Genomic DNA, 12494 nt, shown 5'->3' with positions numbered 1-12494 from the left:
CCGTCTACTTGCTTCAAAACGGTGAGCGTATTGCCGAAGTCGAGATCACAGAAGCAGAGGGATGGAGTTATACCTTTAAAGATGTGGAAGCCTATGACGAAGAAGGTCAGGCATATACGTACACAATTGAAGAAGAACCAGTGGAAGGTTATGAAACCACGATATATGGTTATGACATCACGAATCTACGTGTAGGTTCAATTCATGTAGCAGGAACGAAAACATGGGTTAATGATCAAGAAGCTCTTAGACCTGCATCAATCATTGTTGAGTTATTCCAAAATGGCAAAAAAGTAAGGACATTGGAAGTAACGGAACAAACGAATTGGAATTATGATTTTGGAGACTTACCTCTTTATGATGAATATGGAGTCCTCATCCATTATGCCGTTGATGAAGTAAAGGTAGCCAATTATGAAACGACTATAGAAGGCTTTAACCTAATTAATACCTACGTATCTCAAGTAGACGATAACAAAGAGACAGATGAACATGGCGAAGGTAATCAGGAAAAGCAATCTGAAACAGATGAAACAAAAGAGGAACAGCCAAAATTAGAAACAGTAGGTGTATTACCGAATACGGCGACCAACTCATATCTTCTTTTACTTATAGGGGGAGTTATCGTAGTCTTAGGTGCTACTACTTTAATAGTCTATAATAGAATTAGAAATAGAACAGTTTAGTTTTTTAGAGAAATGAATTGTAGAGGGCTACCTACATGGTGATAAATATTCCATGAAGGTAGCCTTTATTGGTGTGAAGTTCTTTATTTTGAAAAATATCTTTTCGTACATGTAGAATCAAGCAAGGTTACAAGGCTTATGAGTGTGTACGGGTTGTGTTTTGGTAGTTAGTATACCATTGAGCTATGTTGGAATTAATCGGTAAACCTAAGTCCTCCAATGTGTGTGTATATTCTTGGAATTGTTTCTCTAGCAGTTTAGTTTTTTTATGGTAGGCATACCATTTCATCAATGCAAAGTGGGCTTCCTCGTGTTCAGGGTTGGACTTCAGGATTTTTGAAAACCAATATTCTGCACGCTCATGCTGATGCTCCTTATAGAAAGTAGCGATGATGGAGCAATGGTCTAACCATTTGTTTTCTAAATGTAGCCTTTCTTGATCGGCCCATAAATAGTCCATTTGATTTAAATAGCTTCCTTTATATTTTGCTGCGATTTCTTCGTGCTTCTTAATGGTGTCGAAACTAATTAAAGGGGCATTTTCTAGCTCAAGTTGCCAACTAATTTTATCAATAATGGTATGTTTTATTTGTAAAATATATCCGTTCTGAATATTGCGAATGTGAAGAAAGGCCTTATATGGTGAAATGGCTTGCCTCACTTGATATATCGTTGCATACAATTGTGATTTTGCTTTATTTAAATCCAGATGAGGGAATAACAGCTCTAATAAGTAATCTTTAGAAACAACCTCATTATGTTGTTGTAGTAAATAAAGAAATAACTGACAAGCACTGTTTGTTCGCCAATTAATAACCTCAGGTGCTTGGCTTCCTAATTGAAATGAGAACTCTCCAAGAACATGAATGGTTAATGACTCGTGGGGCATTTGAACGTGCTGTCTGGCCGCGTAGTAACTCTCAATTTTATCGATCGTTTTAGTTAAGCGCTTTAAGGTTACGGGTTTCAGTAAATAATCTAAAGCATCAATATCAAATGCCTTTACAGCATATTTCTCATAGCCCGTCACAAAAACGATAGGAATATGCCTGGTTTGTTTGGCGAGAGCCTTTGCTATGTCAAAGCCATTGACATGAACCATTTCAATATCTGAAAAAATGACATCAGCTTCTGCTATTTGACTATAAAGATTGTCTGATTCAAAGGTTGTATACTTGCCAACTATATGTACATCTTGAATCATTTTTAGCTGATGCTCTAAGTAATCCAAGGCAAGGGGCTCATCATCAAATAATACAATATTCATATAGTCTGACCTCCGACAATTATATGATTGAATAAACATGTCTCACCTGAACAAAACATGAAAATCTATTTACATATATATGAATAATTTTACATAATAAGAAATTTTAATCAAGCATTAATCAAGTTTTGGGTGAAAAAGGAAACTAGAAAGCTGAAATTTCTCTGACTAATTATAGGCTTTGGGAGAAAATATGTCTCAATAAAACTCATGTTTGTATTCGTTTAAAAATGAATAAAAAATGGTACTGAATGTCAATACATCAAGTACCATTTGTTTTAGTTACTTCTATTTTCATGGTTATCGGCTTTCGGCAATTTAAAGGTCACACATGTACCATGTGGTTGAATATTTGAGAATAATAAACCGGTATGATTAATTCTTTTCAGACGGTAATGAGCGTTATAGATACCGACAGAGTCAGGGTTTTGTGAATGAATAAGTCTGTTCACCTTATCAATATCAATACCTGGGCCGTTATCGGTAATAGCTAGTTGTGGCTGTTGCTGATGTTCGATTAATTGAATCGTAATAACCCCTTTTTGTGCCCGATTCTTTAATACACCATGATGAAGTGCATTTTCTACTAATGTTTGCAGTACAAGAGGTGGAATGAGAGCTTCAATGTCTTCTTGAATTGCCCATTCTACCTTAAATGATTGTGGAAAACGAGTTACCTGTATTCTTACATATGATTTTACAAGTTGTATTTCATCCTTTAAAGGAACAAGCTGTTTCGTATTTTCACTATCAAAACTACGATTTAAATAAGAACCGAACTCTTGTAATAAATCGACCATCGCCTCATGGTTTGTGGTGCCTAAAGATGCAATCGAATTAAGTGTATTATAGATAAAATGAGGTTTTATTTGTGCTTGTAGCCAGGCCGATTCCTTAGCGATTTGGTCTTTGACAGCACGTTGTAGTTCCACTAAAGTTTGGACTCTTGCCAGTAATTCATTGCGTTCTATCGGTTTACAAACATAATCATTTGCTCCATTTTTTAAACCGGTTGCTATTTCGCTAGGGTGGTTTAAAGCTGTTAGTAATAGGATAGGTAAATCGGTTAATGAAAATTGCTCTCTAATTTTTTGGGTGAACGTATGCCCTGACATTTGCGGCATCATTATATCGGTAATAATTAACGAATAGGTATATAAATCCTGTAATTCTAAGACTTGCTCTGGATTATCGTAAGTTACGACATCGTATTGATCCGCCAAAGCCATTCGAATCGTTTGTAGGTTAAGAGGGTGATCATCTAAAACAATTATTCTATCCTTGTGACGATTGGATGTGCTTGGCCTATAAGGTTCTTGGTGTTGCATAAAAGTAGAATGAGTAATTGTTGATGTGACCTCTGTCGTTTTGGTGCTCAAGTCTAAATGTATGGTGACCTTTGTACCGCTGCCTACCTCTGATTCAATCGAGAACTGGCCATCATGTAATTCTATGAATTGCTTAGCGATGCTAAGACCTAGACCAACCCCACCTACATCATGATAATAGGATAGATTACTCCCTCTTTCATACGGTTGAATAATGGTTTGTAATTCATCTTCTCGGATACCAATACCAGTATCTTCAATGGTGATTATCGCCTTACCTTTATACACATTGGCTTGAATATAGATAAAGCCTGCTTTTGTAAATTTGATCGAATTCTGTATTAGGTTAAAGAGAACTTGGAAAAGGCGTTGCTCATCGGCTTCAATAGGTGGAAAATGCTTTGGTACCTGATTTTTAATTTCAACCTTCTCACTTCGTGAATAAAGTCTGAGTATCTCAAGAATGTGATTGGTCAGACCATAAAGGTACGTAGGTTTGATATCCAAAACAATTTGATGGTCATGTAATCGAGATAAATCCTGTAAATCATTAAGTGTATATTTTAAATGATGAGAAACTTCTAATGCCAGTTGTAGCTCATTTTTCGCTTTTTTTGAAAGTGACTCATTTTGAAAAGAGAGAACATTTTCAAGACTGACCATCATCGCATGTAATGGATTGCGAAGCTCATGTGCCGTCATAGCTAAAAAATGGTCTTTTTTCTTCTCATTTGCAATGATAATATCGGTCTGTTTCTTATTCTCCTCTACGATCTCACCATGTTGTTTGAAAAAAATGATCATAATAAAAACCATAGAGAAAATGTAGTCTAGTGGATAAAAAGGCATCTCTATCGTATTTGATTTAATAAGAGCCCCCCAAAAGGCATTAGAAAAGTAGGAGACAACGAATAAGAAAATAAAGTAGCCAAAATGATTGCGATGTAGGATGGCTTTCACTGCTAAATAAAGCATAAAAATGACCGTATAGAGAAAAACAATGAATTGAAACATCGTCCAAAAATGAACATATTCAATAGGTATAAACATGGTCGAAACAATGAGAATAGGAAAAAGAATATAAGGGTTATTCCATTTTTTAAAAGTCATTTGAAATATCTTAGAAATTAACATGAACATGATAAATAATGTACTGATGAAAATGCATAAAATAAGCTTATTAGCTGCTCCAATAGAGAGGGGGAGCTGCAAGATTACGTCATCATCGATAAGTATGCCTGCTCCAAATAATGTTAACATGAGAGAAAAATATAAAAAGGTGTTTTTCCGAATATCTTTTAAAGTAAAAAAGATGATTAAAGAGTAGATGGCGTGTAAAAAGAAGATAAAGCTAACAAGGAGCTGCATGGCATAGGACGTTGATGAATGTTGCTCTATAACCCTTTGGTCCCCTAAATGCACATCGCCAATAATGCCGCCTATAAATGGTATTTGTTGATTACTAACTTGAACGATTAAATTAATGGAATGGACGTCATTTGGTAAATCTATTCGAAAAGGGCCTCTCATTAAGCCTCGATCATGTTTTTGATGGCCTAATTCATTAAATGTGCCAATTAATTCTCCATTTACAAAAAAGGAAGCAGCTGAGAATATGTTAAGAAACCTTAAAGTAAGTGGATTCTCTCGATTTATGGGTAATTCAATTTGAAGCTGATAAGTCCCGTGTGTAGAATAATTTTGGTTACGGAAGATCGATTCGTTCCAATTATCTGGAATAACGATGGTAGAGCTGTTTCTATTAAGTTCGTTGGGGTGTACGATTTCATCAGGATAAAATACCCATTCTCCTGCTAAAGATACGTATTTTTCTTCTAAATCCATGCTACGTAGATCAGCTAGTCCACCCTGGATATGTACAAATAATTCATCATTGGAATGATAATTAAACCAAGCTAACCTTAACGCGATGATAAGTACAATACTTATTAGTGTGAAGGTAATTAATGATTTAGAAGTCTTAAACAAAAGAAGCACCCCCGTAAATGGTCCATTCAGAACACGAAAATAGTTAGATTCTAAGAATGAGCTCTACTCGCCTATCATAACCCAATCAAGATTAAGATTCTATCTATGTTTTCCATCAATAGCGCTACCCTATTACTTAGAAATATCCTTTACCTGAACCCCGATTCATCCCTCCTTCCTAGTTCATTCCTCTCATTTACATATTTTCACAAAATCTTCATGCTAGATTCATAGAACTGTATTAAACTGGTACTGTACATAATCTACTAACCTTATCGGAGGACAAATTCTATGAAAAAAAGTTCATATTTCTCTTTGTTTTTCAGAGTATTTTTAGTTTTTGTTTTACTCGTTTCCTTCACTGCACCGATTAGTGCGGGGGCTGCTGAGGGTGAGAGTAATCATTTTTCGTTGTCAATTATGCATATGAATGATACGCATGCCCATGTTGAACAGCTACCTTATATGTATACAGCGGTGCAGGAGGTTCGTGCCCAGTATCCGGATGCCTTGTTGCTGCATGCAGGCGATGTTTTTTCAGGGACGTTGTATTTTAATCAGTTCCATGGAAAAGCCGATTTAGCTTTGATGAATTTGATGGGGTTTGATGCAATGGTTTATGGCAATCATGAATTCGATTTAGGATCCTCAGAGGATGGCCATCAGTCATTAGCTGAGTTTGTCGAAGGAGCTAATTTTCCATTTGTCGGAACGAATATTGATTTTTCTGGCGATGCCTTTATGAGCACACTCGCTAGTAAAGAATTTACTTCACCTGCCGAGGCGGGCAAGTCCTATGATGGAATTATTAAAGAAATTAATGGCGAGCAGGTTGGTATTTTTGGTTTAACGACAGAGGAAACAGCTGATATTGCTAGTCCGGTTAACGTTATTTTTTCTGATTATATTGAGGCAGCGAATAGAGCTGTAGCCGCTTTTGAAGAGCAAGGTGTGAATAAAATTATTGCGGTGACACATCTTGGTTATAACAGTAATCCACAAGTGGGTAATGATTTATTATTAGCTCAACATGTGGAAGGAATTGATGTCATTGTTGGTGGGCACTCCCATACACAGTTATCTGCACCTGTGTTGATTGAACAAGATAGTCAAGGCAATGAAAAGGATCCAACATTAATTGTACAAGCCTATCAATATGCGAATTATTTAGGTGAGTTACATGTTGATTTTGATGAGAATGGTGTAGTAACAAGTTATACAGGTCAGTTAATTGATACGAATGAAAAAGAAGCTGACGCAGAGGCACTGTCAATCTTACAGCCGTTTAAAGATAAGGTTGACGAGTTAGCGAACCAGGATTCAGGAGCGGTTGCCAAGAAAACATTAGCGAATCCGCGTCTGGGTGATAGTGAAGTCAGTGTGCGTGCCAATGAAACGGAGTTGGGCAATGTCATTACAGATGCGATGCTTGCTAAAGCACAAGAGCAATATCCAAATGCTGTGATTGCGATGCAAAATGGTGGTGGCATTCGAGCACCGATTGCTGAGGGTCCAATTACCGTAGGAGAAATTATTGCGGTATTGCCTTTTGGAAATGACCCGGTTGTCGTTGAGCTGACAGGTGAAGAAATTAAAGAAATCCTTGAATACAGTGTTCGATTAGCTCCTGCGGAGAGCGGGGCATTTTTACATGTTGCAGGGATGAAGTTTACGTATGATAGTACAAAAGAGCCAGGATCTCGTATTATCACGATGGAAGTGAAGCAGGGTGAGGCATATGAAGAAATTGTCGCTGAACAGACTTATCTAGTGACAACGAATAATTTTACGGCTAAAGGTGGCGACGGTTTTGACGTTTTTGCTACAGCCTATGCAGATGGACGTGTTAGTGATATCGGACAAATTGACTGGCAGCAATTCCTTGATTATTTAGTAAACCCTATGTACTTAAATGGCGTTGTTGATCCTGTTATAGAGGGCAGAATCATTGATTTAATAGGGGTTGAGGAAGAGGACGAAACGCCAGATCCGGACCCAGAGCCTGAGCCTAATCCAGATCAGACACCAATACCGGATCCAGATCCAAGCCCAGACCCGACTCCAAACCCAGATGATCAGAATGGTGTCGATGAGGACCAAGACCCAATTAATGACGGGAAAACGGATGACGATACTAACGAAGACGGAACGAGAACAGATGACGATCAAGGTCGTCAGTCAGGTGTCGGCGGCACACTACCAAATACCGCGACGAATTCTTATACGATTTTATTGGTTGGTGGCGTGCTCCTATTAATGGGTGTTACCATTATTATAGTGAGAAAGATAAGGTACAAAAAGTTAGTTTAATAAGAAATAAGTTAAAAGGTACGTTTTCTTTGGATTAAGTTTGTATTGTTAAGCTAGTTTAGGAAAAGAAAAATATTGACAAGGTTTGTTGGATATGAGAGTTTGTTGTCATTACGACACCATACACGTATTCAACAAGCCTTTCTTTTAATATTTTTATAAAACTAATAGAACTCTTTTGACTTGATTGGAAGAAATCAATCGTTTTGTTAGGAAAAGATTTTTTGCGGATATAAGGGAAAATCGGACGTATATCTAGAGGTTTTGAAGAAAGGCCATTATTATTTTTCTAGAAGTGAATAATTCTTAACTTTTTATGTAACTTCATTAGATATTTTCTCGTATAATCTAGTAAAATACCATGACAGGACGGAGAGACTCTTTTTGAAAAGTATCTTAAACTTAGTTATTAAATGGATCATTTGTTTCATCCTTTTTATTGCGATCGCTGTTGGCTCTTATTTACTTATCAATGGGATCCAATTCTTATTGTTTGTGCCAGATGATGCTGTGCTCTGGACCTTTGAAGCCACTACTCTGATTTTAATCTTTTTCCAGTGTGTGTTGCCGATCTCTGTGTTGTATGCCTTTATATTTGTTGGGAGAAGGAAAAGAAAGGATTTCCTGAGTGCTAACAAAAAGAAACTACTAGTCAGTATTTCGGTCGTTGGTTTACTTTTTTTGTATGCAGCGCTCACCTCGATTTCGGTGATAACAGATCGGACAATCACCCATCATTCAATGCTACAGCCTTTTGGTCAAGAATATCCGTTTACTGAAATAGAGGCGATTGAGACGGGCGTATATGGACGTAGCTCGGGCATTTTAATGAAGCAGAATAAGGGGGAATTCTATTACATACTCGAATTAAGCGATGGCACAAAAGTCCATACTCATCAAGCAGGTAGCGTAGGTGAGATGGATCATCCACTTGTTACGATTGAAAGGCTTGATCAAGTTTGGGTAGAGCTTGGGACCACTAAGAAAACGAGCACGGACTATTTCGAATTAACACAAGACCATTTAGCTAAGCCATACACAGACGCGATTTATAAGATTTTGACGAATACGAAGGATTAGAAGTAATGAAGGAATAAAGCCACATTTAAGTGGCAAAACGAGCGGAAGTGGCCGTAAATAGAAAGAAGCAGCCACATTGAAGGGAAAAAAGTAGAGGAAGTGGCTGTAAAGAGAGTAACAGGCACTTCAAATTAAAATAATCTTGGCCGACTGGATAGAGAGTCACAACCATGTCCACGTGACTCACGAGCACCATTTCCTAACAAACAAGTCAGTTAATTTACATCAATATGTTAGAATATTTAAAAAAGGAGTGATGACTATGAAGAAAACACGCCAAGAGGTGTCTGTCGAGGAAACGTGGGATTTAACCCCGATTTTTGCATCGGAGCAAGCATGGGAGCAAGCTTATGACCAAGTAGAACAGCAATTAGATCAGCTTTTACATATCAAGCCACAAGCTAAAAGTGCGCAGGACTTATTCCGTTTACTCCAACAATACGATCACATGATGGTCGACTACAGCAAAGTTTCAAATTATGCTTTCTACCGGCACACAGAGGATGCAACTGACGAGAGTAATCAAAATCGTATCGGTCGCTCACATGCATTAGCGAAAAAAAGTACACAACTAAGCTCTGAACTTGTGAATCATCTACTCGCCACGCCGAGCGAATTAATCGAGACTTATATCGAACAAGAGCCTCAGCTCCAAATCTACTCCCGCTATTTAGAAAAGATCGAACAAACAAGAAAGCATGCCCTAGATGCTAGAAGCGAAGAGCTTTTATCGGCATTGCGTCAAACGCTACAAGCCCCAAATGGTAACTATTTAACGGTGACCTCTTCGGATCTTGTCTTTAAATCTGTTAAAAATAAGGATGAAAAGGAGATACCTGTTTCTCTTTTTACATACTTAACTCAAATCGAAACATCCCCTGATACCGTGTTAAGAAGGAATGCGTATCGTTCTTTAACTGAAGGACTTAGTAAATATCAACATGGGATGGCACAAACACTGAACAGTGAAATCCAAAAAAATGTGACGATTGCTAAGCTGCGCGGTTATGAATCTACGATGGATTATTTATTGCAGTATCATTCACCAGCGGAGAGTCACTTTTATGCAGGTGATGGCGTTTCAACCGAATACTTTGAGCAGGTACTTGATACATTTTTACAGAAGCTCTCCCCACATATGCAGCGCTATGCAAGTCTTAGAAAACAGCAGCTTGGGTTGGACGAACTCTTACTCTCTGATGTAAAGGCACCTTTAGATCCAGACTTTGACCCAATGATTTCCTATGAGGAAGCTGGTGAAATAATTGTAGAAGCTGTTGCTGTGCTTGGACCTGAATATCAAGCACTAATGAAGCGGGTATTCACGGAGCGTTGGGTGTATCGTGCTGATAATGTTGGAAGAAGGATGATTGCCTTTGGTGGTGGTGTGCACGGCGTACATGGTTACTCTTTTTATCCATGGGTAGGTAATCTTTTTGATTTATTACTACTCGGACATGAGCTAGGTCACGCGATTCATCTCACTTTAGCGGCAGACAATCAGAAATTTATTAACAATAGTCATTCATTGCTTTTTATTGAATCACCTTCTACGTTAGTTGAGCACTTGATTGTGCAGTATTTGGAGAAAAACCGTACCGATCCGCGGTTACTTCGTTGGCTCAACATGTATCAGATGATGAGTTATCATCATAATTGTGTGACGCATATTTTAGAAGCGGAACTATTAAGGCGATTATATAAGATGGCGGATCAAAAAAAGCCGTTGTCAACAAATGTGATCAATGAAACAAAAGGAGCAGTTTTAGCAGAATTTTGGGGAGATACCGTAGATTTGGATGAGGGGGCTAAGTTAACCTGGATGCGCCAGCCTCACTATTATATGGGCTTATATCCTTTTACGTACTCGGTAGGCATATCCGCTTCGACCGTCATTGCCAATCGGATAAAAGCAGAGGGAGTATCAGTAGGTGAACAATGGACAGAAGTTCTAAAGCTCGGTGGAACGTTAAATGGTCTTGATTTATATAAACAGGCAGGTATGGATATGTCGTCAATGGCAGTCATTGAACAAGCGATTGACCATGTCGGACATATTGTAACGACGCTTGAGAAAAGTTTTTATTAATCAAATGACATGGTGGAGAAGTCACCTTGGGATTACCGAATCCTAAGGTGACTATGTAATTAAGGAATAAAAAGTATCACGAGCGAACCAGTAAAGCAGAGAGAGTATAACGAGAACAATATAAATAACGGCAAAAACGAATGACCATATGTTTGCCTTTCGTTTGAAGTTATTGGTGATGATTTTTACGCCTATTAAACCGATATGTGTGAGGCCAATCATGATAGGTGCTCCAATTATAAAATAAATTAGATAGGGAAGAATCCCCTCTTGAAGCGGGTAGCTGAAAAGCCATCCTTTCATTAGCCAAATGAATAGACCATAAATGAACATAATTGCACAGCTCATCATCATACCTACTCCGTGATTAATGAGGGCGTCGTTTACGCCACTGTTTTTCTTGGCAAGATCGACAGCAAGACTACGAGCACCCAAATAACCCAAGAATACGACAAGTACCGTAACAAAATAAAATGAAGATAAAAAGAGGTCTTCGTGATACATACGATTTTCTTCAGCAGTAAAAAAAAGCCCCATTCCAATCATAACGATAACGTTCAAGATGACCATCATCACTAGTGAAATGGACAAGTTATCAAGAGCCAACATCTGAGTTACGTAGAGGATGGCTCCTACAACTATGATAAGAGCTAATGCGACCTTTACGAGCACATCTAAGTATGGCATAAACCCTTCATTCATATAAAAGCCATAGTGAAGTCGCTTCATGCCTGCCATGCTCATTGAAAATATGTATAGAAGGAAGCCCTGGATATACATAAAAGTTAAAAGCCACCTCTTTCTCGATTCCGAAGCCGCTTCATTATCCGGTGTGGTAATGAAGTCAGTTGATAGGGCTGAGATAGCCATATATAAAAGGATACTGCTTATGATAAAAGGGGTCTGGAAAGAGTCAATCATCTCTTGCGGTGATTTAAAAAAACCAATAATAAAATAGAAAAGTTGGGAAAGGAGTAAGATGAATGTGATTAACATGTAAAGGACCATCAAATTACTTATCTCATCTTCTGATTTTTTCGGTGTGTTCACTTGTACGTTTTCTTCCATTCCTTTTTTACCTCCATCGTTGTATTTCATTTTATTGTAATAATCAATGGTTTCACCTAAAAAGGGGCTTCATTCCTATTTTAAGTAAGAAAATATTAAAAGGTCTACACAATCAATATCGAGTGTGCAGACCTTTGTAGGAAATAAGTATATCTCTAGCTGTTTAAACAGAAATAGTAAGTTATTTACCTCTTACAGTTTCTATAATGAGTACGAGGGCTGTAATCATATGCATAATCATACCGACGATCGGAATGATACCAATGATTGAGGTAATGATTCCCAATAGATGTCCAGCCTTACTTGTGCGACTAGACATAGCAAGAACGAGCCCGATAATGTGTACAGCTAACATAAACATAAGTGGTGCCCAACCTGTTCCAAAAATAATAAGTCCACCTAATAAAGGAATACCCCAAAAAGCCTCCAGTCCACCAGCGACAGCTTTTAATAGTCTCGATGCAGTAACCACATGATCTTCTCCTTTAATCTTTAATGAAAGATATTATATTAAAATATTGTTCGTGTGTGCCATTAGAATTCGTATTTGCTTGCTCCATGTTATGGTTCCTAAGCATATATTTGAGCGAGAGCCATGCTGAATAAAGAGTCATCAGTATTAAGTACATATAATCATATAATACGTCATCTGCATTTTTTAATCCATGCCTATAGCA

Annotated in this window: 8 protein-coding genes; 4 read left to right on the top strand and 4 right to left on the bottom strand. The window is 37.7% G+C overall.

The window, feature by feature from the left end:
• Nucleotides 1-686, top strand: a 686-nt coding sequence (locus PQ479_RS08150; protein WP_273716914.1) for a Cna B-type domain-containing protein, incomplete at its 5' end; no start/stop codon positions are given.
• 136 nt (nucleotides 687-822) lie between these two features.
• Here PQ479_RS08150 and PQ479_RS08145 read toward each other — a convergent pair.
• Together PQ479_RS08145 and PQ479_RS08140 are read right to left on the bottom strand one after the other, a co-directional pair.
• Nucleotides 823-1953, bottom strand: a complete 1131-nt coding sequence (locus PQ479_RS08145) for a response regulator (protein WP_047986711.1) — start codon at nucleotides 1951-1953, stop codon at nucleotides 823-825.
• A 278-nt stretch (nucleotides 1954-2231) separates the two neighbouring features.
• A complete protein-coding gene (locus PQ479_RS08140; RefSeq protein ID WP_047986712.1) occupies nucleotides 2232-5270 on the bottom strand; it encodes a hybrid sensor histidine kinase/response regulator in 3039 nt (1012 codons plus the stop codon).
• Nucleotides 5271-5561: 291 nt separating this feature from the next.
• On the opposite strand from PQ479_RS08140, the gene PQ479_RS08135 reads away from it, so the two are divergent.
• The 3 genes from PQ479_RS08135 (at nucleotide 5562) to PQ479_RS08125 (ending at nucleotide 10749) form a co-directional block, all read left to right on the top strand.
• Nucleotides 5562-7580: a bifunctional metallophosphatase/5'-nucleotidase gene (locus PQ479_RS08135; RefSeq protein ID WP_047986713.1), complete on the top strand. Its 2019-nt coding sequence runs from the start codon at nucleotides 5562-5564 to the stop codon at nucleotides 7578-7580.
• Between the two features lie 384 nt (nucleotides 7581-7964).
• On the top strand, nucleotides 7965-8660 hold the full coding sequence (locus tag PQ479_RS08130) for a hypothetical protein (protein WP_047986714.1): 696 nt from the start codon (nucleotides 7965-7967) through the stop codon (nucleotides 8658-8660).
• 262 nt (nucleotides 8661-8922) lie between these two features.
• Nucleotides 8923-10749: a M3 family metallopeptidase gene (locus PQ479_RS08125; RefSeq protein ID WP_053070250.1), complete on the top strand. Its 1827-nt coding sequence runs from the start codon at nucleotides 8923-8925 to the stop codon at nucleotides 10747-10749.
• 51 nt (nucleotides 10750-10800) lie between these two features.
• On the opposite strand, the gene PQ479_RS08120 is transcribed toward PQ479_RS08125, so the two are convergent.
• Complete coding sequence (locus PQ479_RS08120; protein WP_047986716.1) at nucleotides 10801-11817, bottom strand: hypothetical protein; 1017 nt, start codon at nucleotides 11815-11817, stop codon at nucleotides 10801-10803.
• 181 nt (nucleotides 11818-11998) lie between these two features.
• Nucleotides 11999-12289 (bottom strand): hypothetical protein, encoded by a 291-nt coding sequence (locus tag PQ479_RS08115; protein ID WP_047986717.1) that lies wholly within the window; start codon nucleotides 12287-12289, stop codon nucleotides 11999-12001.
• Between the last annotated feature and the right edge of the window lie 205 nt (nucleotides 12290-12494).

The organism is Alkalihalobacillus pseudalcaliphilus (assembly GCF_028610675.1).
GTDB classification, from domain to species: domain Bacteria; phylum Bacillota; class Bacilli; order Bacillales; family Bacillaceae_D; genus Alkalihalobacillus; species Alkalihalobacillus pseudalcaliphilus.
This window is presented reverse-complemented; position numbering and strand designations above follow the sequence as displayed.

Coding starts and splice junctions, on each gene's coding strand:
- PQ479_RS08145 (WP_047986711.1), bottom strand. CDS start 1,953: ATGAATATTGTATTATTTGATGATGAGCCCCTTGCCTTGGATTACTTA.
- PQ479_RS08135 (WP_047986713.1), top strand. CDS start 5,562: ATGAAAAAAAGTTCATATTTCTCTTTGTTTTTCAGAGTATTTTTAGTT.
- PQ479_RS08125 (WP_053070250.1), top strand. CDS start 8,923: ATGAAGAAAACACGCCAAGAGGTGTCTGTCGAGGAAACGTGGGATTTA.
- PQ479_RS08120 (WP_047986716.1), bottom strand. CDS start 11,817: ATGGAAGAAAACGTACAAGTGAACACACCGAAAAAATCAGAAGATGAG.